Genomic DNA, 25,053 nt, shown 5'->3' on the forward strand with positions numbered 1-25,053 from the left:
TATTTATACTTAAACCTGTTAGGCTTGGTAGTTAGCTAGTTTTGAGCCTCTTTACAACCGCTTCACCAACGCCTTTAGCACTGGCTGGGTTCTGTCCTGTAATAAGCAGACCATCTTCAACGATGTAGCCTTTAAGAGGCAACTTAGCTTTGCTGTATTCAGCACCTCGTTTTTTTAATTCCTCTTCTAAGTTGTATGGCACAGCATCGTCACGCTTGGCTAATTTTTCTTCCTGCCATGAAAAGCAAGTTAGTTTTTTACCCTGAACAAGGGGGCTGCCATTACTTAGTTTTACTTCTAACAAGCCTGCTGGACCATGGCAAACAGCGGATATAATTTTATTTGACTCATAAAAATTTCTTATTAACTCAGCTAACGCTTTACTTTTGGGGAAATCAAAACATACCCCATGACCACCAGTAAGATAAATGGCACTGTAATCTGCTGGATTAATATCAGTTAGGGATAACGAATTTTTTAATAAATCCATAAATGCTCGGTCTTTGTAGTGATGATGCGCTTTGCCTGTTAAGCCTATAGCATGACCCATTGTTGGCAACATTAAACTTTCAGGATCAAGGGGTATAAAACCACCTGCGGGACTTGCAATATCCATATTAATACCGGCCTTACTTACCTCATCCCAAAAATGCGTCAATTCGCCTAGCCATAAGCCTGTCCTATAACCAACCTTTTCATATTCAGCAGTATTGGTTGCAACGATTAAAATTCTATTTTTGTCTAGCATTTTATTCACTCCCTTGAAATAACGCCCTAAAAGATAAGCCTTCTTTTTTAATCTAATAATGATGTTTTATTTCTTAAAATTAAAGCGAAATTTTTTTAATAAAACCTTAATACAATAAAATTATACTAAATGCATATATTAATTATAATTTGTTCAAATTAATGATTATATTATGTATTCTAAAGAAGAAAACCTATTTCCCCCTACTGAATTTTTTACAGACATAGACGATGATAATCAACCACCAATTATCCTAGACATACAAGTTAGTAAGTTGCCTATACCTCTACATCCTATAGAAGAAAAACTTCATTCACAATTAAGTAATTACCCCTCATTAGAACATGAATACGGCGTAAGCCATCTAAGCGCCGAAGGAATAGATGAATTATTTAAGGGGGTTGAAGACCATGCAAAAAAATACATGCAGAAAAGTCTACCCCTTGATTATTATCGGAGTCAATTTATCAAATATGCTGTTAAATTAGCTGCAATTGAGAAAACAAATTATCAAGGTGATGAGGAAGTAAGAAAAAATGCGCCAGAAAAAGCAATTACTTCTGCAGAAAAACTCTTAGGAAAAAAAGGCACTAAATTGTATCAAAACGCTTTAAAAGAAGAAGTAAATAGCATTCAATATCGAACTGCCGTCTTTAATAAGGCCACGAAATTCATTGCTGGAGAGAGATGGCAAAAAAGCTATTTTATTATTATTAGTGGGCCATCAGGATCTGGGAAATCGTTTGCCACAAATTTGATACTGCAAACAGTTAATAAATTGCCACAAAAAATAAGAGAAAATAATGAGGGAAATTTAATCATTTGTATCGATGGTGCTATTTGCCGTGAAGTCTCTCAAATGCGAAAACTCGCAATTCGTTTAGCCAATAAAAAAGGGTACTCTGGAATTGAAGATTTACACGAACAAAGTAGTATTTTAGAGACTGCTAAAGAACGTTTAAAAGCGGCAACTATAAAAGATAACAATTTTTCTATTGTGATGCCAGAAACTTATTCTTATTGGGCAAGTCCATTTAAAGCCTCTGACTATAGAAAATTTATGATTCATATGACTAAATCAGAAAGGCAAGTTATTTTTGGTAAAGTCATCGGTCATCATGAGAGTAATTTCGAAAACGTAGTTTGCCATTATTTAGGCCCAAGGCGAGCTTGGAAAACTGAGGGGTTTGATGTTGTGGAACTTGATCTTAATAGTACCGAGGACCTTACAGAATCTAAAGCTCATGTGACTTCTGGTTTTTACTTTGGAAAATCAGGTTCTGATAGCGCTTCTGAAGCTTATGAAGCTATTCAAAAAAATTATAAAAAACCAGTTCTAAGATTAGATGTAGTGAATGATTTGATTCTCCTTCGCAAAGAAAAAGAAAATCCTGAAACTTGGGTGCCGGCTAAATTAGGCGATGAAGATATCTACCTGGCCTCCCAATATACCTGTAATCAATGGCGGGAAAGCCAAGCGCCGATGGGATTGCGTGAATATAGCGCGGCAAATCCTCATACAATAATTATACCCAGTCCAGCTTTTCAAAAATTATTATTAAATGAAGGGGCTACTACTCCCTCTACAAAGCATAGATTTTTTAGTAAAAAAGATGATCCTGACTCAGGAAATAAACATTCACCAGCTAAATTAAATTACTAAATTTGGTGATTCAAATTAGCGATTGTATTGCAACGATACTAGAAAAACCTGGGTTTCGGCCTCTTGGGCCTGCACCCAGGCTACGTTTATTTAGTATGAAATAAATCACAACCGAATTACCGCGGCGTGTCTGCGGTATCCAGTGAAACGGCACTGATGGGTATGGGTACCGTGGTCAAGCCACGGTATTTCGCACTAGGGTAGATAAAGCAAGTAGATGCTGTCTTAAAAAACAAAAAACCTTTTAACGAAACTTTGCTTGCTATTAAAGACAGTATCTACATTTACTACAAGATTGCTGGATACGCGGTCATTCTTTCATTGATTGACTTCATTTTACCGAAATACCGTGGCTTGACTATGGTACCCACTAAAATGAGAGTGATTAGCAAGTAGAGGGATGAAACGAATTGAAGCCCAGTTTCCGGCTCTTTGGGACTGCGCCCAGGCCACGTTTACTGATTGTGGGTAAAAATAATTTAATTAATTACCTAAATAATCTTTAGGATCACACATCAACTCGCCATATTCCATCCCAAGTTTGTGGCGGTTTTTTTATTAACTTCTGGCAACGCTTCTTATATAAATTAGCTAATTGATCGCCAGGATAAGCAGGAGTAACATGGGTAAATAACTCATAGCTTTTATGCCAATCCCCTTTTTGATAATAATAAAACGCATCCGTAAATCCTTGCTTATGCTTTTTTAGATTTTTGAGATCTTGGGCGGTAATCAGTTCATATATTGTCGTACTTTCTTGCTTGCCACGCACAGCCACCTTATCTAGAAAACGAAAAGAAAAATATTGCTTAACTTGTTCAAAAGTAGATTGACTGACAATAATCTGCGTATGATATATTTTATTCATGGCTTCAAGACGGCTTGCTAAATTCACTGCATCGCCTAAGGCCGTAAAATTTAATCGATCTCCTGAACCAACGTTACCAACAATAGCATCCCCTGTGTTAATACTGATTCTTATAATAAACTCTGGAAGTTTGAGCTTTTGATTCTTAATATTTAATTCAGCCGCTTTTTCCATCATGTGAACAGCAGTTCGGCAAGCATGAAGAGCATGTTTTTTATCAGGTGTAGGCGTATTCCAAAGTGCCATAATGGCATCGCCTATGTATTTATCAAGCGTGCCTTGATGACTAATTACAGCTTCTGTCATCAATTGAAAATACTCAGAGAGATGCACCATTAATTGTTTAGGCGATATTGTTTCAGCAATCTTAGTGAAATCTTTAATATCAGAAAATAAAATGGTAATAGTTTGATGTTCGCCACCAACTTCAGCAATTTTACCAGTACGCAGCAATTTCTTTACCAATGAGCGCGGAACATAGCGTTGGAATGAATTAAGACTAGTGCGCAAATTTGATAGGCTCTTATCCATATAGCTAATTTCTTTAATCATAGTTTTTAGCAAAGGTTTAGGCTTAAGATTTAAACGCGTAATTTCTTGCGCTTCCCTTGCCAAATGTATAATAGGCCGAGAGATTTTTTGTGAAAAATAGCGAACAACTAGCACTCCTAGTAGAAGGATAACAATAGCTAATAGTAATGTTTTAAGGCTTAAGCTTCTAAGCAGCGCTAATACATCATTTTCAGGAACAATGATGATAATATGCCATAGTTCTTCTGAATTACCTTTAATAAAGATAGGTTCACTTACTAGAAAGAAACGTTGTTTATTGTATTCGTAAAGGATTATTGGCGTATGCTTTTCACTCCACTGAAATTGAGAAAGAGGCAGAGGAATTTGAAACAGTTTAAGGTTTTCAGGAGTTAATATTTTCCCACGAATGTCTTTTTGATCATTAGGATTTCTATAAGCAATGACTTGTCTTTTTTCATTGGTAATATAAATCATTGAATTATTAGTTACAGGTAATTGGTTGATGAAATGTTGAATAGTATCAACTTTCAGATCCATCCCTAAAACACCCAGTAATTGTTTGTTTTGATCATAAATAGGTAATGTCGCCGAAATGCCGGGTATAGCAGCTGTTTTGGTAGTAAAAGGTTGCAAATTATAAATAGTTGACCAAGTTAATTTATCTACTGCAACTGCTTGTTGGTACCAGGGCCGGTTTCTTGGATCGTAATTAATGGTTAAATTAGTCTTTTTTAAAAAATTGCCTTGTTCATCGTATTCATAACGTATTTTATGCAATGGCTTTGTTGAGTTCATAATAATATTCGTTGCAACTATTCCTGCCGTTAGGCGATCAATGCCGTACGAATCGCCATTGACTGTGCCATAATAAATGGCAGCTATTTCTGGGTTTTGATGTATCATTTTAAGAATTGAGGCAGTAAATTCATCACCATCATCAATGACCTTATGAGTTATTAAATACTGAATTTGCATAAGATCACGATTAAAGGGAAGTAAATAATTATCAATACTGTGCTTAATTAACTTAGATGTTAATTCAATTGAACTGCGGGCATTCGCACTTAAAATTTTATTTAATACGACATAATTAATACCAATAATAGTAAAACCAACAAGGCTTAACAAAAGCACAAATAACGTGATTATACTAATGTAGATACTAAATTGATTGTATTTAAGCATACAATTTTTAAGCCTTTAACAAGCATTTTTAATTATATACTTATATTGTATACGCAATTTTTGGATAAGAATGACTTAAAACCCTACAATATCACCGATTGCTTCTGGAAAGTGAACAAATACATTCACTCGTCTTTTTGCCAGCTGGCATTCTTGCGTAGAAGAAAGCTAAACTAGAAAAGTTAAGTCGTTGCGAACCTTTATGAAATAAAGGTGAAGCAATCCAGTAGCGTACGTTTGTCAAAGCCCGAACTGGATTGCTTCGCTGCGCTCGCAAAGACGAGCAAATGGATTAAAGCAAATGGCGGCTTTAAAGCTAGCGCTCCTTATCCAAAACCCTCAATTATGCATATTCTTTAACGGTAACTTCTAGCCATTGTTTATGACGTCTTTCGTCATTTAGCCCTTGTCTTACAATAGCAACTGCCTCAGGCCACTTACCAACCTGTTTATTAATGCGCTCATAAGCGGTGTTGGTATCTGTCTCATTACTAATCATAGCCTTTAAAATGGCCTCATCTCCTAATAGGTTAGCCAAAATGACCTTACCTTGCGTAAGATACTGCTTCAAGTCAGGCCCCTCTGGCGCTTTTTGCTGGTGCATCGTTAACAGGCTTGTTATGTTTTCAATATGACGTATATGATCGCGCATAAACCCCGTTAATTTTTTTCTATATTCTTTACTTTCTAGCCGTTCAATGGCTGCTTTATAAGCTTTAACAGCATCATAGTCCAATTCACACAGAGCATAGAGAGCATCATGAAATTCGTTTTGTGTTCCTACCATTGTTGTCATGTTTTTCTCCTTATTCTTATTCTTCTAAAAATCCTAGAGATAACAAAAAACCTTAGTTTCAGATTTAAAAATGAATTTTTTATCAGTATTGGTAACTAGTGCAATCTCCATTAACAGAACAGTCAATGTCCTATCTATTTTATGACACAATTTTTGTGCCTATTTACAACATAACATTATTAAATATTTTGTCAATATTATTGTGACATGAATTGAGTCAAAGATTAAAGATTGCTTAAATATATAGACATTAAGTAGCCTGGGTGCAGCGCAGCGAAACCCGGGTTGCAGTCCTTACAGACTTACACCCAGGCTACAAAAAAATCCATAGCCTCTACACTTCGCCCATAATTTAAATCAATCATCATTGCTAAGCCCACCCGTAGCCTGGGTGAAATGTAGTGAAACCGGGGCTACTTATTGGGTGAATTCTTTAGATATACTCTTCAGCTACAACAATCAGACTGAACACCGTGGTCAAGCTAGGGCATTTCCATAGAATGGAAAGAAGCCAAAGGAAAAACGAATTACTGCGGCTTGACCGCGGTATCCAGCAATGTGGCACTTAAGTTATGGCAACATGTTAACTTACCTTTCAGCTAAATTATCTAACTGAATTACCCTATCTGCCATTTGAATAGTTTCCTGGCGGTGGGCAATAATAATTTGTGTTATGGCAAGTGATTTAAGGGATTGGTTTATATTAATTTCATTGACAATGTCTAAGTGGCTTGTTGCCTCATCTAAAAATAATAGTTTAGGCTTTTTATACAAGGCGCGTGCTAATAAAATACGCTGTTTTTGCCCTCCCGATAAAACAGAGCCCATCTCGCCTACTTGCGTTTCATACCCCATGGGAAATCCCATAATAGTGTCATGGATACAGGCAAGCTGTGCGACTTGATAAACATAATCGAGATTAATTTCTTCAGCGAAAAAAGAAATATTTTCTAAAATAGAACCTGCTAATAAGCAATCTTCCTGCATCACCGATGCGGTTAATTCCCGATAGTTTTTTAAGCCAAATTGACTGAGTAACATCCCATCAATATAAATCTCGCCTTCTTGTGGGCTTAAAAGTCCCATCATTACTTTCAACAAAGTGGATTTACCACAGCCAGAAGGCCCGGTAATTGCTATTTTCTCACCGGCTTTAATGGTCAGATTAATTTTGTTGAAAATAAAAGGCTCGCTCTTATCATAACGAAAGCTAAGGTTACTTAATTGTAAATTGCCCTTCATAAAGGCATGTTGCCCACGCCCTTGTGTTACCAACTCAGGCTCTTGTAAAACGATATCACTTAAACGATTTAATTGAATTGAAATTAATTTGTAGTCGAAAGCATAATGAATAAAAGAAGACGCTTTGTTAATTAATAAAAGACGGTAGGAAAGAAAGGCAACTAGCATGCCAGTAGAAAATTTGCTAGTTAAAATGAGCAGGGCCCCTGTAAAAATAATTGCAATGTGATCTATATGAAACACTAACTGATTAATCACATCATAATTATTATTTAACCTTGAAATTCTAATATCAGCATTTAAAGCTTGTATATAACTATTATGCCATAATTTAAAACGACCATTTTCCTTAGCAAACGTTTTAATGGGTACAATACTTTGTAATGTTTCTAAAAAGACTGATGCGGCCCTAGCATGCTGGGTCACGGAAGTTTCTGTTTGATTTTTCAAACTACGATATGACAAATAACGTATTCCTAAAAATAAAAGCAGATTACAGCAAATAATTAGGGTAAGTTTTAAACTATAAATAATCATGACGGCTAGATTCATAATGACCATGAAACCGTCAAGCATAGTATTAATAAAGTCAGTACTTATTTTCTTTTGTATGTGATCAATTGTCTGAAATTTTGACTGAATATCACCTTTATGGCGACGAGAAAAAAAATCTAAAGGTAATCTTAAAAGATGGGTCACCACACTTGCAGAGAACTTTTCTGTCAGATGACTCGTTAAATAAACTATCATATAACTACGACTATATTCGATAACACTTTGCAATAGGATAAGTATTAAAAAGGCAAAGGTTATCATATAAAGATTACTCATATTACTCGTACCAATAATATCATCGGTGACATATTGAATTAATAAAGGATTTAATAGAGAAATCATTTCAATAGATAACGACAGTAAAATTAAAAAAATAATAAATTTATTAATCCCTCGTGCCATTTTCATGAAATGATAAAGCGTTAATTTATTATTATTTATTATTTTTTTAAATGAATCAGACTTTTCAACTTCTAATACGATGCCGGTAAAATGTTGGGATAATTCTGCTTGGTTATAGCGCTTAACACCAGTAGCTGGGTCATGAATAATGACATAATTTTTTGTAACTTTTTTTAAAACAACGAAGTGGTTCATGTTCCAATGCAAAATAGCTGGAAGACGAGTAAATTTTAAATCATCTAAATTAACACGCAGCGCCCTCGTTCTAAAACCTAACTCTTGTAATAAATGACTAATATCAAATAGCGTAATCCCTTTTATGGAAGTATTCCTTAAGCTATTTAGCGCACTTAAATCAATTTGATGACCCCAGTAATTGCAAATCATCGTAACACAAGCATGACCGCATTCAGCAATTTCATTTTGTAAAATAACGGGTAAATGGCTAGCCTTTTTAAGACTAAAATTTAAACTATTAATCACAAGGTAAGCTCTCCATAAACACTAAAAATAGGATCTAAAACCCATTGCCATATTTTTCGCTTAGAACCTTCTACAATCGCCGTTATAGTCATGCCTTGTTGTAGTTTCTTCTGATGACCATATATATTCACATACTGGCTAGCTAGTTTGGCAGTTACTTTATAATAAGGTTGACCTATTTGAATAGATTTTTCATCTTCAGCGTCGGTTAAAATACTTTCATCAATCGATTCGATAACTGCTGGGTAATTGCCAAACCGTTTATAGGGATAAGCATCATAGCGTATTGTAATTTTACTCTTCTTATGCAAAAAACCTGACTGATTTACTGGCACAAATAAATTGGCAATTAGTTCTGATTGAATAGGCGCAATTTTTATGAGGGGCTTAGTTAGGTTAACATACTGCCCTTTTTTAAAAATTGCAGCTGCAATAAATCCATCAACAGGTGCATAAACAATATAAGATTTCTCTTGTTTATGTCTAATTATTTCGACTTCTATTAAATTAATATTACGTTGTAATTCACTTATCTCTTGCTTTTTTTGATTATACAAATCTAAAGAAATATATTTTTTTAACAGCAGAGCTTTCAATTTATTGAATTGCTTTTCTTTAGCGTCCAATTCACTAATAATTAATTTTTTTCGTTCATTTAATTGTTTTAAAATGGTATCCCTATGATTAGGGTAGTTATCGAAAATTGATTTAATTAAAAAAATAGCATCGCCTTGTTTAACTTGTTCGCCTTTCGCTTTATAAATGTGAGTAATGACACCACTTTTACTCGGGTAGACGCTAACAACACCTTGTTGGTCATTAAGGCAGCCTATAACAACAAATTTTTCAGAGCATTCACCAAAAAAAATAAATAAAATAATACCCAAAATTATAATTGTAATACTATAAGCAATAAACTTAAGTGGAAAAGGCGTATTAATTGATACTGTACCTAACTGTGCTAAACTTTTATGTTTAATTACTTCAGGCCTAAATAGGGATTCATTATTCATATTGATAATCTATTAATAGCCTGTAGCTAAGAGTTAAGCTACAGGTAGAGATAACTAAGCAGCTTCGGTCTTTTTTAAAGCATTAAGCATGATATGCTTTTGCATATTTTCATAAACAACCACTGCAGCTTTTTCCTCATAATCAGCTAAACTGATAGTCTCTTTGTCTTTCCAATTGAAATAAGCATCTCTATTGAGAATAAATTTCACAAATTTATCTAACATTTTTATTGTTGGGCAACAGTCTTCTATCCAAAGAAATTGACCTTGTTGATTAACTTCGAGAAAATAATAATCACCTTCTGGCGTGACTATAAAATCAAAGCAACCGAAAACTATACCTAGAGCATCCATGAAATTTTGTATTTTCTTCTCAAGAGAATAGGGTAACTTATAAGGCTCTACCTTTAATTCTAAAGGTGGAATATATCGCCAATCGTTTAAACCTTGAGGATGCTCTTGGGATGCAATTTTTGCAGCCACACTATGTGTCCCAAAACAGGTAATCCGCAACTCATATTTCTTTTTGATGTATTTCTGAAAAATTCCGGGCGTTAATTGTAATATCTCATTAGAAGGCAGCTGTTCTTTACAAATCGTTTTAGTGTAAAACATTCTTAAAACATCTTTTTCATACCAATGGTGGGCTGACAAGGGCTTATAAACTGCTTGCTCATGTTCATACTGATTTAAAAAATATTTTATTCGCTCAGGTGAATTAGAAATTAGAGTCGGAGGGATTTTAAAGCCACATTGCAATGCTAGCTTTAATTGAAATAATTTAGAATTTGCGCGACTAATCGCATCATAAGGATTAATCCAAAAGGCATCATTAGCAAGAACTAAGGGAATACCATCATGAAAAAAAGTATTTTCTTTGCGAATAAATTCCTGATCGCCTTTAGCAAAGTTATTACCAATAAAAGGACGCCTAGCACGACGCCACCACACTATATCAATATCATGATGATTTGTTAATGGCTGTTGTGATTCATTTTCTAATAGCCATGCTTGTTGTTCATTAGAAAAAAATATGCTGTTGGTTTGCTTGGTAGGCATATCCGCGGTGAACCATAGACTACATTGATGCGATTTTTCCTCTAGCGCTAATTTTGTTAAAATGGCATGCACATCATCTGGTTCTGTAGAAATTAAAACATTCACAATATTTCCTTAGTTAACGTTGGGTCACTATAAAAATGAACTATTTTGATAACGAATTAATCTTTTTTAATTTAGATCCGATCTAAAAACTACGCCTGTTACAGGCTAATATTTATTGCGACACAAACGCTAGTTCATAGCGCTTGTGTTGAGTTCATCTTAGTTGTTGTAATGTTTATAGGTTTCAATAAATATTTTTAAGAGAATGCTCTAAGTAGTTGTACCTTATTAAATTAAGTTACCTAATCCCTATAAAAATTTTCCTAAAGACTAATCCCAATCTGAATCAGAATCTGTATCAAATGTGCCATGTTTATTCGTATTATATCTAGTTCTTTGATAAGTAAGCCCTGGTGCGCCACCGCCTGCTGTCTTTTTTAATTCCTCTTCACTAATCTCTGTGGCTAAATTAAATGCTAATACTCGTTCATGATTATTATTTTTCATCTTGTTTTCCTATTAAGTAATTACTTAATAATATCCATATTATTAAGTAATTGGGTTGGACTTCTATGCTCATCCTGAATTAGAAAAATCTAATTATTTCCATTAACTTAATTAGTTTATGCTAGCGACCATTTTTGCCAAGCATCAATATCGGTATCACTGTAATTTTTCCCACTGATTTCTTTAAGTATTATGTAAGCAAATTCATGATTATTTGGCTGCTTTAAACGCAATATCTCGACTAATCTTTTTTTGCCTTTTGCAAGTATAATTTTCTTGCCATCGGTTGATTTAACTGCAGAAGATAAGATAGACAACGCTTTATTTCTATCTGTAGTGTAAGGTGAATTGATTAAGGGTAATATCGTATCTATATTGATATCGGATATATGCGCTTTTTGCATCGTATAAGCTATAACGCGCATGACATTATTGCGCACACCTTCACTTCTATCTTCTACACTTGGCATTAAGGTAGATATAATTTCCTTAGGATCCTTAAAATGTCCTACTAGAAAAGCTGCAGCTGCGCGCCTTTCAGGGTTTGGATCTTCTTTTAGTGTTTTGATAATAAAATTTTTCTGCGTTGTAGCGCCTCTATTAAATATAGCTAAATAAGGTTTTAATTGCGCATGTGTAAAACCAGAAACACAATGATAAACAGGGCATGGATCAGCAGGATTAAGCTTATTTTCGTTTATTAAACGCATTTCTATATTATCAAACTCAATTCGTTTAGCTATCAAATCATGTTTATCACGTTGATTTAATTTAATATTAACCTTAGGCTGCACGTAATGTAGCCTTTCTTTTTCATCATGTCGAACGACTTCAATTGTTGTATAACTGTTTTTGTCATCTGGGTAATAAATTGTCTGCAAATCAACAAATGCATAGCCTTCATTTTGTTTTATTTTTTCAGTTAAATTCTTTTTTCGTATCGCTAATTTTAAAAAATCTTGCTCATCTTTTTTTAAATCTTTAGTTAGAAGAGTTTTAGTTAAACTAGTCATTAATTGATTAACTTCATGTGAGTATTTTCTTAATACACGATCAGCATTATTAGGATTATCGCCGTACAAATCAACAATGTTAGCCGCGCTTACAGTGCCAGATACAACTAACGCGGAAACGCATAAAAATTTTTTTAACATGCCTCTCTCCTACTAGAATGATTTACACTATTTAAGTCCACATGATAGAGTAAATTCTTGTTAATTAAGTCATTCATCTCTTTACGATATTTATCAATGGAGTGAATGATATTTTTTTCGTTCCATTGAAAGTTAACTGTGCGATTACTTAGGAAGTTAATAAAAATATCGAGCATTTTAAATTTAGGCTCATACTCTTCTATCCATAAAAATTGGCCCTGCTCATTCACTTCAAGGAAAATATAATCACCCTCAGGCGTTACAATAAAATCAAATGAACCAAAAACGATGCCTAATTTGCGCATAAATCGTTTTAAACGCTGTTCAATAATAGGTGGCAAACGATATGGCTCAATGGTCATTTTATTCTTTATAATTGCTCGCCAATCTACTCTGCCCTCGCTATGACATTGAGAATTTAATTTTGCAGCAACAATATAGTTGCCAAAGCACGTGATTCGTAATTCATATTCTTTGCGGATTTCTGTTTGAAAAATACCTGGCGTAAGCTGTAAAACCTGATTAGAAGGAAGTTCTAAAAAATCAATTTTAGTTGTATACGCTATTTTCACATGATTTTCTTCAAACCAAAAATTGGAACATAACGGCTTATAAACCACGCCAGTGTCTTTATGATTTGCTATAAAAGAACGTATTTCTTTAGGATCATTTGAAAATAATGTCTTGGGAATGGTAAATCCACATTGAATGGCTAATTTTAATTGCAGTAATTTCCAATTGGCTCTTACTGACGCTTCTTTAGAGTTTACCCACCAAGCGTTTGGCGCAACACTGTGCGTAAGGCCTTCAAAAAATATGTTGTTTTCTCTATTAATAAAGGAAAAATCGTTTGGATGAATACCCTGTTTTGGTAAAAAGGGCTTGCGTGCTCGACGCCACCAAACGACATCATAATCATGCTCTGTATGAGACTCGTATTTATCTGCGCTTTTCCATTGATAGAAATCATTATCAATAAAAACAGAGTTTTTTTGCTTAGTTGGCTGATCTGCTGTAAATAATAGCCGTACATGATGGCCCATTTCCTCTAAGGCAATTTTTACTAAAGCAGCATGCATGTCATCAGGTTCAGTTGGAATTAAGTACTTCATTGTCAACGTCCAGTCCTATCCTTATAAAATTACTTCTACACCTTTTAGGGTTAATAGTTGGCACAATTCTCATCTTAAATTTGCTAATTTTTTTACCTTTATTAAGCTAAAACTTAAGTGTAGAAGTATAAAAAGATAATAGTCATTAAGGTTTAAACTAATTTTTCAACTTATTAACTTGTTACCAATCCATAGAAATATCTACAAAACTATCCCATGCGCCAGTACTACCTGTTGGCCTAAACGTTGTACTCGTTGTCACTTTCAAGCCATTTCCCCCACCGCCAGATACGTCTTTTAGCTGTTCATGATTTATTTCCTTAGCTAATTGATAGGCAAGGGCTCGCTCTTTTTTATTGTCCATATTTTCTCCTAATTAAATGAGGTTGGTTGCTATGTATTCCATTAAATTGAAGAAGAACATTTTTATAACGCTCAGGTTTTATAAATATTCTTCTTTAATTTCATCGCCACGTCATGTTAATATAATTTATTCATTTTTTAATTTAATTCATGTTAATTTATTCACTTTTATTCATTAAACCTTATTTATACTGTTTAGTCAAGAAGTTACGAATAATTTATTCATAATTTGGAGTTTTATGAGCAATTCACCCATTAGTGATAATTTAAGCAAGCTCTTAAAGATACACCATGAGTTATCCTTAAGTGAGCTAGCAAGGCAAACGAATATCCCTCAACCGACGTTACACCATTTATTAAATGGAACGACGAAAAGGCCGCGCAGAAAAGTTTTAGAAAGCTTAGCTAATTACTTTAATATTTCAATCGCACAACTCATAGGGCAGGCATCTTTATATGACTCTATTCCTGAAGAAGTGAAACAGAGTTTTAGCATTACCACCATTCCTGTGATTAGCTGGGATATGATAGAGAATTGGCCAAACAATCGACAAGAGGTAGGACAATTTGGGGAAATTATATTTACTAAAGAATTAGGGAAAAATTCATTTGCGTTAATTGTACAAAATGGTAACGTTTCTTTATTTCCTGACAACTCGATTTTAATTTTTGATAGTCAAAAAGAATTAAAAGACAGAGAATTCGTGATTGTATATTCCCCGAAAAATGGCAAGGTTCTCGTAAATCGTCTATTTATAGAAAAGTCTGACTACTTCATTAAGCAAGAACAACCTAACGGAGACATGAAACTCATAAAATTAAACTTAGACAGTGATAGAGTATTAGGCTCATTAATCGAAGCGCGTTTGGTGCAATTTCAATGAAATTAATTTTAGGGAAATAAACAGGCTTTTCTTAATGGAAATTGCTTAAGCAACAGATACGTTGATGAATGCCGATTAAGATTACTTTGCAGTAAGCTAATATATTCGACTGACTGTACCGGCAATTGCGGTAGACAAATTTGCTCGAATAATTTGGCTGGTGGCTGGTATTTATGGAAGCGGCCTAATGTAACATGGCCGCGAAAGGCGCGTTTTTCAATCTGATAATCTATCGCATTGATTGCGTGCCCTAGACAATAAGCTAAAGGTGCAAGCTTATCGGCTGGCTCAGCTTTTAGAGCAATCAGTCGCGGGTGCTCAGGTTTGGGAAATAGTTCTAGCTCGGTAAGTTCAAGATTAAAAGTGTCAGTATCTATTAATTTTAATTCCACTTGCTCAATTAACCTAGGTATGTCAGTGCACTTAATTGATTGCAGAAATTGTAACGTTACATGTAATTTTTCAAGCTTAGTCCAGTGTATCATTTGTTCAGGAATGACTTGATCTAATTGTTTTATTACACCCGCAATCCATGCTTGAGTGGCAGGTGATAAAGTAATGGCAAAAAAAGCCCTTATTGTTGCGCTCATAAATGGCTAGTTAATTTCAATCAATTTCTTATTTTCTATTGATACCATACGTTAAGAAATTTCTAAATAAGAATAGTCAAGCGTTTTAGCTTATTTTAATTGGACTTTGTTAATCTGCAGCACGAGCTCCCTTCATTTAACCAAGATTAAGTAAACGAACTCATCCTTTACAACATTGCAAAACACTTTTACTATGTAGAAATATTTAATGAAGGCCTATCGAGGGTTTATCTCAAATTACCTTAGAAGCGCTGAAGTTTTCAGGGAGAAGTTATGAGATCAAAATTAATAGACGGTCTGGAAGTATTTAAAAATAAGGGATATAAGAAATTTGAAGAGCTTTTTAAACTGTTAGCCCAAGGGCAAAGCCCTGAAGTTCTTTTTATCACCTGCTGTGATTCTCGTATTGATCCGGCTAAATTGACTAAAACAAAACCCGGTGACTTATTTATTCACCGCAATATAGGCAATATTATCCCGCCCTATCCCATACCTTGTGGTGAAGCCGCAACCATTGAATATGCGGTAGAAGAATTGCAAGTAAAAGAAATAATTATTTGTGGCCATTCTCAATGTGGGGCAATGAAAGGCTTATTAGCGTCTAACCTTGAGCAAAAACGACCTTCTGTAGCAAGTTGGCTCGAGCATGCGCAACAAGCCTTACAAGTAGCAGGTAGGGATGCTCTTGAAACTGATGCGGCTACAACATTAAGATCAGTGATTGAATGTAATATTCTAACCCAAATTGAAAATTTAAAAACCTACTCTATCATTTCTGAGAAACTGCAACGGCAAGAAATTACTATACAGGGTTGGTACTATGAGTTTGAAACCGGCAAGGTCTTTATTTATGAAGAAACCATGAAAAAGTTTCTTCCGAGTGAAAAATTTTTAAATCAGGCAACCCAATTAAAGCAACAATCACCGAGAGAGCAAACGCTTGATCACACGTCATCGGGTGATTTAGGATTTTTCAAATCAACACCAGCAGAAAGAGCAGAGGAGCCAGCAGAAAAAATAACAGATTCAAAAGATAAAGATTATACCTTATCTAATCAAACGTTAAATATGTGAGGTTATTCTTTCCACCGTTTAACAATTCCGATATCAATGTCAAATAAATCAAGCACACGCCCTACACTATGATTAATTATGTCATCTAGCGTTTTTGGCTGATTATAAAAAGCTGGAATGGGCGGTGCGATAATCGCTCCCATTTGGGTGACTTTGTGCATATTTTCAAGATGACCTAGATGCAAGGGCGATTCTCTAACCATTAGCACTAATTTACGGCGCTCTTTCAAGACAACATCAGCAGCCCGTGTTAATAAATTGGAGGTCATTCCGCAGGCAATACTTGCTAAGGTTTGCATAGAACAAGGGGCAATAATCATCCCTATGGTTTTAAACGAACCACTGGCAATCGCCGCAGCAATATCTTCAACATGATAATATTTATGTGCTAATTGAAGTAACGCTTGCGCTGAAAGGGACACTTCATAACCCCGTGCTTGTTGCGCAGCTTTAGAGATAATTAAATGTGTTTCATAATTGGTCTTTGCTAAAAATTCTAAAAGACGTATTCCATAAATAATGCCGGAAGCGCCTGAGATACCAATGATGATACGTTTAGTCATTTTTAAAATGCCTCAGCCTTTAAAATAAGGTGAACTTGTCTCGATAATTTCTATCGAAAATTCCAAATTTAATGCTCTATTATCTTGCTGAAAAAGCTTTTTCATTAAACTCAATAATTCTCGCCCTACGTATTCTTTTGTTGCATCAGAACGGCCAGCTAATATTTTTAAAGTTAAGTGCACAAAAGCATTATTTACTTGACCTGAGCCTAAATAAAACATGTTATGACAAATAAACCGACTTTTGCAGCTAGACAACTGAGTGGGTAGCAATCTTTCTAATAAGGAATGTGCCTGCGCAAAGAATGGCATTACTGCAGCCTTAATGTCAATATTGTCACTGCACTCTAATATTAGATGTGGCATGGATAAATACCTTAATTTTATTAATTTAAAGATTGCGAAGTAGAACTATTTTTAGCTAACCAACTTTTAATCTCAATAATGGTACGTTTAACAATCACAATAAATTGCTGATACGCTTTATCCCTTTCTTCCTCAGTTAAATGATTCAAATGCTGCTCTAATAATTGACAGGCATGCTGCATTTGAGTAGCACCACAGCATAACGCGCTACTTTTCATTTTATGAATAAGTTTATTTACTTGCGATAAATTTTGCGTATTCCAAGCTTCTTCTAACTCACTTACATGAATAGGTGTTTCGTCAATTAACATTTGCAATAAATCAGGCAAGGCTTCAATTGACCCTATTGTGTTAACACCCTGCTCGATGTCAATTAAGCAGTATTGGTCTACTTTACCAAGTAAACTCATTTGCTCCTCAGGGGCTTTGTTTGCTTGAGTTAGCTTAGGTTCTACAAACGTTGCTAACAATTCATTTAAAGCAACCAATCGAAAAGGCTTTGTTATTACTTTATTCATGCCTGCTTTTAATAACATGGCTTCGGTATTAGCTGGAGAATAAGCAGTTAAACCCACGATAGGTGTTGGCACTCTATTTTCTTCTTTTTCAATGCCTCTAAAGATTTTTGTTAATTCATTGCCATAAATATCTGGCAAACCAACATCTAATAATAGTAGATCAAACGTCTTTTCTCTAAAAAGTTCGATTGCCCTGGCGCCATTACGGGCTGAGTAAAAAAGACAATTCGCTTGCTTGAGAATCGTTTCAGCGGCTTTCAAAGCAATAGCATTATCTTCAACAATAAGAATTGATGGTTTTAAATTATTAAAGGTTATATTCATTAAATGATTTTCAAGTTTTTTTTCTGAAATGGCTTTAGTTTCAGCTATTTTATCTAACTCTGTTGTTAGCACAGGAATTGTAATGGAAACAGTCGTTCCTTGTCCTACCTGACTTTCTACTGCAATACGTCCTTTCAACAGCTTAGTGTATTTTTTAACAATATGTAATCCAATCCCATAGCCAGAGTAAAGGCCTTGCGCTGAGGGATTAGCTCGGTAAAAGCGCGTGAATATTTTCTGCTTATCTTCTGGCTTAATGCCAATTCCCGTATCGCGTATTTTAAAAGTCAGTTTACTTATATTTTCTATTTGCTTTTTTAAGCAAACTATAATTTCTATTGAACCTTCATTGGTAAACTTAACCGCATTACCTATTAAGTTTAATAAAATTCGATGAAGCTTAATTTGATCGGTTTGAATAAATTTAGGTACACCCTTATCTATAGTTATCTTTAAATTTAAACCTTTAACCTTTATAGCGGGTAATTCTAATTTATAGATATGCTGGATTAATTCATAAATATTAAATGTGGAAATTTTAATATGATTTTCACTTTCACTTTCAGTAGCCACGATATCTAAAACACTATTTAATAATACTAATAGCTGCTCTGAACTGAAATTAACCATATGAGCATATTCTTTTTGTTCTTGTGTATGGGCTTCTTGCTCTAAAAGATTAGACATCCCAATAATGCCACTTAAAGGGGTACGAATATCATGGCTCATATTGCGAATAAACTCATCTTTAGCGCGTATGGCAGCTTCAGAGGTTTTTTTCGCTTCTTTAAGCAGCTCTTCTTGTTTTTTACGCTGCGTAATATCATTGTATATGCCTAAAATACCAACAATCTGGTTTTTATTATCATAAAAAGGGACTTTACTGACTAATACTGTGCGCTTAGCGCCATTAGGTTGGATAAACGTTTCTTCGTAATCTAATTTCGCTTTACCCGATTCAATTACGAATCTATCGTCACTGCGATATTTCACTGCAGCCTCTTCAGGCAAAACATCAAAATCTGTTTTTCCAATGATGTCTTTAGGCTCAGAAAAACCTAGCTTTTCAGCAAAAATTTTATTACAACCACGAAATATTAAATTACAATCTTTCCAGAAGATAGCATGTGGTAAGTGATTAATAAGATTTAATAGTATGTATTTATCCATAAATCCGATTTTTCTTCCTTAAGGATTCCTTGGCTTTTCTTCATTTGACGAAATCGATTTATCCAATTTATGACATAATCTGTTAGGATTAATTACTTTATTCGGATTAAAAACACCTAACTGGCTAGGGTTTATAAACTCATGTTTGAATTTTATTTCTTCATGTATTGCTTTAGCAATTTGGCCAATTTCGCCCTTAAATTCATCGCTTAAAGTACCTATAGGGCGAGAGGGACTTTGTTCGGCCGACATTAACGCTTGATGTTGATTAATCATACCACTGATACGCTCACGATACTTACCATACAACAATGTGTCTATTTTTTCTTCGTATTTCTGATTAAAATTTTCAGAAAATTGATTTTTAACTAACTGAACTAAATCCTCATACATCATAATACATCTAAAATCCCTATCCATACGTTGACTAACTTGTTCAGCATTATTAACTGCATAAGTCATTTTCATGCCTGAATTAGAGATATAACCAAAGGCATTAGGTTTAGAAATTACGCCATCTAATTGACGTGCATGAACCGCACTGCCTTTTTGATAAATTGAAGTTTGTGTGTAAGCTTCTTGCATGTCAAGTTGCTTAACAAAACCGACATGAAATTCCAGCAACTCTGCCTGTTTAAAAAGCTCCTTATAGTCGCCTGCAAAACAGGCAGCACAATCGTCAATAATATTTTTAGCAAACGTCTTGCCCTCTTCTGTGTCGGGCTTAAGCTTAGCGAGCTTCTCTTGCAAGGCTTCTGGCATCTCTTTGCCAACTGGATAATAGCCAACATTGGTAAACCGCTCACTAGTTAAAATTGCTGTTCCATCTCCTAAATTAGTAATAGAGAAAAAAGGACCAGAGGAAAAAATACAGGTGTTAAGGTTAGTTAGTTCCTGAGGGAGTTTCACTAATAAGCTAACTTTGACACGATTCACAGAATTTGAGCTAGCAGCTGTCTCAATAGGGCCAGCACTGACATTAACCCCAGCAGTCTGCGGTTCTAATTTTTTATCTAGAAGTTCTATATTTTGCCAGGCACAATTCACAATTCCCCTAGCTTCTTGCCTTATTTCATAGCCATCTGCCTGCGATGCTACCACATAATAACCAAATTGTTCAGTCATTAATCCTAAATCAGTAACGCGAGAATTTGGTATAAACTCAATATTGGCATGACTATCAACTTCAGCTTGTAGATGCTTCTGCAATGCAATGATATCGACTTGCGACTCCCCTGTTTCATAAGCCACAGCAACTGACGTTACTTTTTCACCATCTGGAGTACTTATAGGGATAGTATTTGAGATAAAATTATATTCTTCTGGCTTAAGCTTTTGTATAAAATGTTCGACTTTACCAAACACCTCATTGGTTGGATCGGCATCTATCCTTTCCTGATAAAGGGCACGTAAACGATGCGTAATCTGTTCAGCTTCTTCTGGAGAAACTAATGATTCTCCAATGACGTAGTGACGGCCACGGCGACAAGGACTAGATAAATTATCTTTACCCGCCAGAAACTCAGGGTATTTCTTGGCAAATTCAATGGCTCTTGTTAAACAGTGCTCTGCTGTTTTAATATCACCCAGATAATGCATGCCCGTATGTAATTTGTTACATTCATTTTGTGTTGAGCTTGTAGGTGGTAAAACTTGAGAGCCTGCTTCTATTAAAGCTACTTTATATCCTTTATTAGCCAGCTCTAATGCGGTGAGTGTACCTGCTATCCCAGCACCGATGACAATAATGTCATGCATAATTAAAGTCCAAACATTGTTATTTGTGTCTAAAATTATAGCACTTTTACAAATTTTAAGACAATAATTTTTTTTAATTTACAGGATAAAGAATTTATTTTTTATTCTAAGTGCTTAAATTATATTCTTTTTTCTAAAAGACAAAAAATAACTTAAGCGATTTTTTGACAAATGAGTTATATGAGCTACCGTTTATTCTCATTGCGCAATATGGTAGTTTTCATTCCCGTTTATTATCATGGCGCAACATGGTGGTTGTCATTCCCGCGCAGGCGGGAATCCATCCCTTATCTTGGCAACTTGCTTAATTTTAGGATGGATCCCCGCCTGCGCGGGGATGACAATAAAGAATTGACTACCATCGTTTCTTAGCTAAGTGGATCCCCGCCTGCGGGGGATAACCGTAACATCATCATGCTTTTGTACTTGGTTTTGGATGGATCCCTGCCTGCAGGTATGACAATACCCCGTTCCTAATCCTGCTCTACTTCTTAAGCATAAATCATCTAATTTTTGCACACTACATAAAGCTTAAGTCATTTTATCTATGCACAGGCATTGATATAGACTTATAAGCGCTTTTTCTAAACTTAACCTACATTATAAGTTTAGCTCTAGCTGAAGCTCCCATTTCAAGGCTGGTTATTAATGTATTTAAATCAGCAATTCTAAGCGCAATTTGCTGCCTTGATTCTTCATCTTTTCTTGGTAAATCTTCTTGTTCTTCCCTTAACTCTTCATTAGCAAAGAAAGTTATCAATCTGCTAGGCGATTTATTTTTTTCTTCCAACTTATGCTGTAAACTTTCTTCTGCTGCATGCAGGTTATCTAAAATCATCTCTTTTAAACTGTCTGAATCTAAAAGAAAATTAGTATAGTTAAACTTGATTAAATGATCTAAAAGACCACTATCTCTTGCTTCAGCACATTTATGACAAGCTTCTTTAAATTGTGCAACTATCTCCTCTTTTTCTGTAGGTGTTTTTTCCTTTAAAGCATCTACACTAATAAAGTCAATAAGTGCCTTATGCATGCGCTTAGCATCTAATAGAAAGCAATTTAAAAACTCTTTATTTTTATTAAAAGCACTCTGTTTCTTGCCCTCTTTAGCTTGCTCATATTGCTGGTAAGTTTTTCGAATAGCATTCAATACTCGGTCATCTTGTAATAGTTTATCTTTATTTAATGCACCAATTGACCAAAGTAGCAAGAAGGAGTAAGCATCTACGCCATTATTTAAATAGTTATATTTAATGGGCGAGTGATGCTGCCTTGGGGTGTTTAAGTAAGTAATTAATTTTTCTAATGTTTCAGGATAGTTATTTACCTGATTTTCATCAAAAACATAAATATGACGCATACAAGTAGAAAGTATAATTGGGTTTATATCCCGGATAAAATTATCTAAAGGACACCGTCCCCCTTTGTCTTTGTTAAAGTGATCAAGGTGTAAAACTAAACAAACAAGACGCATACAAAAAATCCTTCAATTTATTATTTAATCCAAATTTCATTATGAAAATGACCTAGAATGCTTTTGTTAAAGTAATAAACATCCTTTTAAGCCATTTAAATAATCAACTAATCCTCATAAAGCACTTAGAGGACAACAATAAATCAAGGTGAATTAGATTGGCAAGATGATGAAGCAAAAAAAAAACACTGAAAAATTACATTTGCCTAGGCTATCTTCCAAATTATTGGCACAGATTGATACGTGTTCGCCTTAAAGTAATGAATCTTATAACCAATTGCCTGCTCTATTTGTAAATCATTAGCCCCTTTTGGGATTTGAAAGCAGGTAGCTGGCGAACACTCAATGTTAATATTTCTATGCTTAAAACGATAATGGCCATGAACATGCCCACAAATAATTAATTGAACGGGTGAGTCTGCTATTTTTTCCCATAATGCATCACGATTTTCTAAACCATATTGATCCATTAATGGTGTATTTATAGTCATAGGATGGTGATGCATAATCAGGGCTATTTTTTTATTTGTTTTCTTTAATTTATTTATTTCTTCTGCAATAAATTTTAATTCTTTTTCATTAATATAACCGCTACCTGAACCCGGTATTTTGGTATTTATAAAGATAAAATGCCAATAGTTACAAGCAAGTAGTGGTGTATTTTGAAAAAAAGTGGCATCTTTAAAACAATCTTGCATGATTTGCACATTATCGTGATTACCGGCAATCCAATAGATTGGTAGGTTAAACCCGTTAAATGCGCCTACAATGCGATTATAAGAAGCAGCTGTTTCATCTTGTGATAAATCACCGGTTAATATAATCGCATCTGCGTCCTTAAGCTCATGTGATTTTATATGCTCTATGACTTGGCTGAAGTGAACATTGCTATCTATTGCAAATATTCTTGACTCATCTTCAGCAAACAAATGCATATCACTAATTTGTATAATTTTTAAGTTATTTTTCAGTAAATTTTTATTAATCATACTGCTATCACTTACACTGATTTATTATAAAAATAGAATTTACTCTTTACGCGATTAAAATAAAGTGGTCAACTTTTTTATCTTTGCTCTTTAATTTGGATATTAATGATTAGATTGCCTTGCCAGAAGCCTAAGTTAAGAATCATAATCAACAAACAAGCCCCTGCCAATCAGTTGAAACATATTATTAAGCAATCTGATAAAGAGTATAGTAAATGAGTGTATTTTGGAGGGATGTTCATTCCTTACTTAAATTAGCAATTCCTTTAGCCGCTACCGGTCTAATCCAATCAGGGGTTTTCTTTTTTGAAACATTATTTCTTGCCCGTTTAGGCTCAGATACATTAGCAGCTGGTGCGTTAGTAAGTTGGTTATTTGGTACGTTTGTTGTCATTGTTGTTGGCCTTTTAAGCTCCATTAACGTCCTTGTTGCACACAAATTTGGTGCTAAAGATTATGAGGGCATTACCTACGTTGTACGAGATGGTTTTTGGCTTGCACTTATTTTAGTTATCCCAAGTTTTCTCTTATTTTGGAATATGGGCCATATCTTCTTATGGTTGGGCCAAGAACCTACTATTGCCAAGTTATCAAGTTCTTATTTGCACGCACTGACATTTGGTATTTTACCTAATTTTATCATCATCGGCTTACTTGAAATGATTACTGGTTTAGGTCAAGCAAAGCTTATACTTAAATTTTCTATCATTTCTGTTTCACTAACAATATTTTTTAGTTTTGCCTTAATTTTTGGCAAATTTGGCTTACCTGCTTTAAGCATTGCTGGGGCCGGTTGGGGTCTAACCATTAGCAATTGGTTAACCGTGTTAATTATAATTGCTTATTTAGCGACCAGCCGTAAGAATCGATTTTATTTTAAGCATTTATTAACCTTATCTAAGCCTTTTTATTTAGTGGAGCTTATTAAAATTGGCGCACCAATGGGCTTTATGTACTGTGTTGAGGTGGGTTTTTTCTTTGTACTGACATTAATAATGGGTTTATTTAGTAGTCATGTGCTTGCTGCCAATCAGGTTGCTTTACAATATTTAGGCGCTTTGATGTCTATTATCTTTTGTATTGCACAAGCGATCACTGTGCGCATGGGGCACTTATTAGGCGCTAAGAATGTTAAAGCGGCCGAACAAGCTGCTTATATTGGAATCTTTATCTCTATGATTGTTATGCTAAGCATTGCTTTGGTTTATTGGCTATTTCCCAACCTACTTATTGCGGCTGATTTTGATCTTTATGCAGCAGAAAACCAAGTTATTATTCATTATGCTGCCCAATTTCTTGCTCTAGCTGCTATCTTTCAACTACTCGATGCCATTAGGATAGCGCTTTTTGGTGCCTTGCGCACATTAAGAGATACACGCTTTACTCTTTTAGTTTCTATCTTAAGTTTTTGGGTCATTGCTCTACCACTAGGCTATATTTTAGCAACTCATTTTAAATTAGGCGGGCCTGGCCTTTGGTGGGGAATGATTGTGGGTGCTGGCAGCAGCTGCCTACTATTATATTATCGGTTTAGAGTTAAAATTAATAATTATCAACCGGTAGACGTTCTTGATAAGTTATAGACAGATTTTTTTAAATAAAAATCTTAGAGCA

The 25,053-nt window shown here is 34.7% G+C and carries 22 protein-coding genes; 5 read left to right on the top strand and 17 right to left on the bottom strand.

What is annotated here, in order from left to right; translation table 11 throughout:
- Positions 1 to 31: 31 nt before the first annotated feature.
- Positions 32 to 748: a type 1 glutamine amidotransferase domain-containing protein gene (locus DYE47_RS11105; RefSeq protein WP_115303347.1), complete on the bottom strand. Its 717-nt coding sequence runs from the start codon at positions 746 to 748 to the stop codon at positions 32 to 34.
- Positions 749 to 920: 172 nt separating this feature from the next.
- Here DYE47_RS11105 and DYE47_RS11110 point away from each other — a divergent pair, with 172 nt between their 5' ends.
- Entirely contained in the window at positions 921 to 2,411 is a 1,491-nt protein-coding gene (locus tag DYE47_RS11110) for a hypothetical protein (RefSeq protein ID WP_115303348.1), read from the top strand.
- 508 nt (positions 2,412 to 2,919) lie between these two features.
- On the opposite strand, the gene DYE47_RS11115 is transcribed toward DYE47_RS11110, so the two are convergent.
- The 9 genes from DYE47_RS11115 to DYE47_RS11150 all read right to left on the bottom strand — a co-directional run bounded on the left by DYE47_RS11115 (position 2,920) and on the right by DYE47_RS11150 (position 13,730).
- Positions 2,920 to 4,998, bottom strand: coding sequence for an adenylate/guanylate cyclase domain-containing protein (locus tag DYE47_RS11115; protein WP_115303349.1), 2,079 nt, complete (start codon positions 4,996 to 4,998; stop codon positions 2,920 to 2,922).
- 343 nt (positions 4,999 to 5,341) lie between these two features.
- The gene (locus tag DYE47_RS11120) at positions 5,342 to 5,794 is read right to left on the bottom strand and encodes a DUF2383 domain-containing protein (RefSeq protein WP_115303350.1); all 453 of its coding nucleotides are present in this window, start codon (positions 5,792 to 5,794) and stop codon (positions 5,342 to 5,344) included.
- Positions 5,795 to 6,382: 588 nt separating this feature from the next.
- Entirely contained in the window at positions 6,383 to 8,476 is a 2,094-nt protein-coding gene (locus DYE47_RS11125; protein WP_115303351.1) for a peptidase domain-containing ABC transporter, read from the bottom strand.
- Positions 8,473 to 9,489 carry an HlyD family secretion protein gene (locus tag DYE47_RS11130; protein ID WP_115303352.1) on the bottom strand — a complete coding sequence of 339 codons (1,017 nt, stop codon included), beginning with the start codon at positions 9,487 to 9,489 and terminating at the stop codon, positions 8,473 to 8,475. Before DYE47_RS11130 ends, DYE47_RS11125 begins: the two co-directional genes overlap by 4 nt.
- A gap of 54 nt (positions 9,490 to 9,543) precedes the next feature.
- On the bottom strand, positions 9,544 to 10,653 hold the full coding sequence (locus DYE47_RS11135) for an MvdC/MvdD family ATP grasp protein (protein ID WP_115303353.1): 1,110 nt from the start codon (positions 10,651 to 10,653) through the stop codon (positions 9,544 to 9,546).
- Positions 10,654 to 10,923: 270 nt separating this feature from the next.
- Positions 10,924 to 11,100 (bottom strand): hypothetical protein, encoded by a 177-nt coding sequence (locus DYE47_RS16065; protein ID WP_160149890.1) that lies wholly within the window; start codon positions 11,098 to 11,100, stop codon positions 10,924 to 10,926.
- A gap of 116 nt (positions 11,101 to 11,216) precedes the next feature.
- Positions 11,217 to 12,254 (bottom strand): HEAT repeat domain-containing protein, encoded by a 1,038-nt coding sequence (locus DYE47_RS11140; protein WP_115303354.1) that lies wholly within the window; start codon positions 12,252 to 12,254, stop codon positions 11,217 to 11,219.
- Positions 12,248 to 13,366: an MvdC/MvdD family ATP grasp protein gene (locus DYE47_RS11145; RefSeq protein ID WP_115303355.1), complete on the bottom strand. Its 1,119-nt coding sequence runs from the start codon at positions 13,364 to 13,366 to the stop codon at positions 12,248 to 12,250. Before DYE47_RS11145 ends, DYE47_RS11140 begins: the two co-directional genes overlap by 7 nt.
- 181 nt (positions 13,367 to 13,547) lie before the next feature.
- Positions 13,548 to 13,730, bottom strand: coding sequence for a hypothetical protein (locus DYE47_RS11150; protein ID WP_115303356.1), 183 nt, complete (start codon positions 13,728 to 13,730; stop codon positions 13,548 to 13,550).
- A 238-nt stretch (positions 13,731 to 13,968) separates the two neighbouring features.
- On the opposite strand from DYE47_RS11150, the gene DYE47_RS11155 reads away from it, so the two are divergent.
- Complete coding sequence (locus tag DYE47_RS11155; RefSeq protein WP_115303357.1) at positions 13,969 to 14,613, top strand: helix-turn-helix domain-containing protein; 645 nt, start codon at positions 13,969 to 13,971, stop codon at positions 14,611 to 14,613.
- 8 nt (positions 14,614 to 14,621) lie between these two features.
- On the opposite strand, the gene thpR is transcribed toward DYE47_RS11155, so the two are convergent.
- A complete protein-coding gene (gene thpR, locus DYE47_RS11160) occupies positions 14,622 to 15,203 on the bottom strand; it encodes an RNA 2',3'-cyclic phosphodiesterase (protein ID WP_115303358.1) in 582 nt (193 codons plus the stop codon).
- A gap of 273 nt (positions 15,204 to 15,476) precedes the next feature.
- Here thpR and DYE47_RS11165 point away from each other — a divergent pair, with 273 nt between their 5' ends.
- Positions 15,477 to 16,277 (top strand): carbonic anhydrase, encoded by an 801-nt coding sequence (locus DYE47_RS11165; protein WP_115303359.1) that lies wholly within the window; start codon positions 15,477 to 15,479, stop codon positions 16,275 to 16,277.
- A gap of 2 nt (positions 16,278 to 16,279) precedes the next feature.
- Here DYE47_RS11165 and DYE47_RS11170 read toward each other — a convergent pair whose 3' ends face one another.
- Genes DYE47_RS11170 through DYE47_RS11185 form a run of 4 tightly spaced genes read right to left on the bottom strand, consistent with a single transcriptional unit; the run spans position 16,280 to position 20,976 of the window.
- A complete protein-coding gene (locus tag DYE47_RS11170) occupies positions 16,280 to 16,840 on the bottom strand; it encodes a UbiX family flavin prenyltransferase (RefSeq protein ID WP_115303360.1) in 561 nt (186 codons plus the stop codon).
- Between the two features lie 12 nt (positions 16,841 to 16,852).
- Complete coding sequence (locus tag DYE47_RS11175; protein ID WP_115303361.1) at positions 16,853 to 17,206, bottom strand: 5-carboxymethyl-2-hydroxymuconate Delta-isomerase; 354 nt, start codon at positions 17,204 to 17,206, stop codon at positions 16,853 to 16,855.
- Between the two features lie 20 nt (positions 17,207 to 17,226).
- Entirely contained in the window at positions 17,227 to 19,218 is a 1,992-nt protein-coding gene (locus tag DYE47_RS11180) for an ATP-binding protein (protein ID WP_115303362.1), read from the bottom strand.
- A gap of 18 nt (positions 19,219 to 19,236) precedes the next feature.
- A complete protein-coding gene (locus DYE47_RS11185) occupies positions 19,237 to 20,976 on the bottom strand; it encodes an FAD-dependent oxidoreductase (protein ID WP_115303363.1) in 1,740 nt (579 codons plus the stop codon).
- 164 nt (positions 20,977 to 21,140) lie between these two features.
- On the opposite strand from DYE47_RS11185, the gene DYE47_RS16070 reads away from it, so the two are divergent.
- On the top strand, positions 21,141 to 21,284 hold the full coding sequence (locus DYE47_RS16070) for a hypothetical protein (RefSeq protein WP_160149891.1): 144 nt from the start codon (positions 21,141 to 21,143) through the stop codon (positions 21,282 to 21,284).
- 287 nt (positions 21,285 to 21,571) lie between these two features.
- Here DYE47_RS16070 and DYE47_RS11190 read toward each other — a convergent pair whose 3' ends face one another.
- Positions 21,572 to 22,450, bottom strand: a complete 879-nt coding sequence (locus DYE47_RS11190; protein ID WP_115303364.1) for a hypothetical protein — start codon at positions 22,448 to 22,450, stop codon at positions 21,572 to 21,574.
- Positions 22,451 to 22,656: 206 nt separating this feature from the next.
- Positions 22,657 to 23,439, bottom strand: a complete 783-nt coding sequence (locus tag DYE47_RS11195; RefSeq protein WP_115303365.1) for a metallophosphoesterase — start codon at positions 23,437 to 23,439, stop codon at positions 22,657 to 22,659.
- Positions 23,440 to 23,654: 215 nt separating this feature from the next.
- On the opposite strand from DYE47_RS11195, the gene DYE47_RS11200 reads away from it, so the two are divergent.
- Complete coding sequence (locus DYE47_RS11200; RefSeq protein ID WP_115303366.1) at positions 23,655 to 25,022, top strand: MATE family efflux transporter; 1,368 nt, start codon at positions 23,655 to 23,657, stop codon at positions 25,020 to 25,022.
- Positions 25,023 to 25,053 lie beyond the last annotated feature (31 nt).

Source organism: Legionella beliardensis (assembly GCF_900452395.1).
GTDB lineage: Bacteria > Pseudomonadota > Gammaproteobacteria > Legionellales > Legionellaceae > Legionella_C > Legionella_C beliardensis.

Excerpts from the sequence above, each read along its gene's own strand:
- DYE47_RS11130 (WP_115303352.1), bottom strand. The coding sequence starts at position 9,489 with ATGAATAATGAATCCCTATTTAGGCCTGAAGTAATTAAACATAAAAGT.
- DYE47_RS11195 (WP_115303365.1), bottom strand. The coding sequence starts at position 23,439 with ATGATTAATAAAAATTTACTGAAAAATAACTTAAAAATTATACAAATT.
- DYE47_RS11185 (WP_115303363.1), bottom strand. The coding sequence starts at position 20,976 with ATGCATGACATTATTGTCATCGGTGCTGGGATAGCAGGTACACTCACC.
- DYE47_RS11190 (WP_115303364.1), bottom strand. The coding sequence starts at position 22,450 with ATGCGTCTTGTTTGTTTAGTTTTACACCTTGATCACTTTAACAAAGAC.
- DYE47_RS11120 (WP_115303350.1), bottom strand. The coding sequence starts at position 5,794 with ATGACAACAATGGTAGGAACACAAAACGAATTTCATGATGCTCTCTAT.
- DYE47_RS11150 (WP_115303356.1), bottom strand. The coding sequence starts at position 13,730 with ATGGACAATAAAAAAGAGCGAGCCCTTGCCTATCAATTAGCTAAGGAA.
- DYE47_RS11105 (WP_115303347.1), bottom strand. The coding sequence starts at position 748 with ATGCTAGACAAAAATAGAATTTTAATCGTTGCAACCAATACTGCTGAA.
- DYE47_RS11115 (WP_115303349.1), bottom strand. The coding sequence starts at position 4,998 with ATGCTTAAATACAATCAATTTAGTATCTACATTAGTATAATCACGTTA.
- DYE47_RS16065 (WP_160149890.1), bottom strand. The coding sequence starts at position 11,100 with ATGAAAAATAATAATCATGAACGAGTATTAGCATTTAATTTAGCCACA.
- DYE47_RS11145 (WP_115303355.1), bottom strand. The coding sequence starts at position 13,366 with ATGAAGTACTTAATTCCAACTGAACCTGATGACATGCATGCTGCTTTA.
- DYE47_RS11180 (WP_115303362.1), bottom strand. The coding sequence starts at position 19,218 with ATGGATAAATACATACTATTAAATCTTATTAATCACTTACCACATGCT.
- thpR (WP_115303358.1), bottom strand. The coding sequence starts at position 15,203 with ATGAGCGCAACAATAAGGGCTTTTTTTGCCATTACTTTATCACCTGCC.
- DYE47_RS11165 (WP_115303359.1), top strand. The coding sequence starts at position 15,477 with ATGAGATCAAAATTAATAGACGGTCTGGAAGTATTTAAAAATAAGGGA.
- DYE47_RS11140 (WP_115303354.1), bottom strand. The coding sequence starts at position 12,254 with ATGTTAAAAAAATTTTTATGCGTTTCCGCGTTAGTTGTATCTGGCACT.
- DYE47_RS11110 (WP_115303348.1), top strand. The coding sequence starts at position 921 with ATGTATTCTAAAGAAGAAAACCTATTTCCCCCTACTGAATTTTTTACA.
- DYE47_RS11155 (WP_115303357.1), top strand. The coding sequence starts at position 13,969 with ATGAGCAATTCACCCATTAGTGATAATTTAAGCAAGCTCTTAAAGATA.
- DYE47_RS11175 (WP_115303361.1), bottom strand. The coding sequence starts at position 17,206 with ATGCCACATCTAATATTAGAGTGCAGTGACAATATTGACATTAAGGCT.
- DYE47_RS11170 (WP_115303360.1), bottom strand. The coding sequence starts at position 16,840 with ATGACTAAACGTATCATCATTGGTATCTCAGGCGCTTCCGGCATTATT.
- DYE47_RS11200 (WP_115303366.1), top strand. The coding sequence starts at position 23,655 with ATGAGTGTATTTTGGAGGGATGTTCATTCCTTACTTAAATTAGCAATT.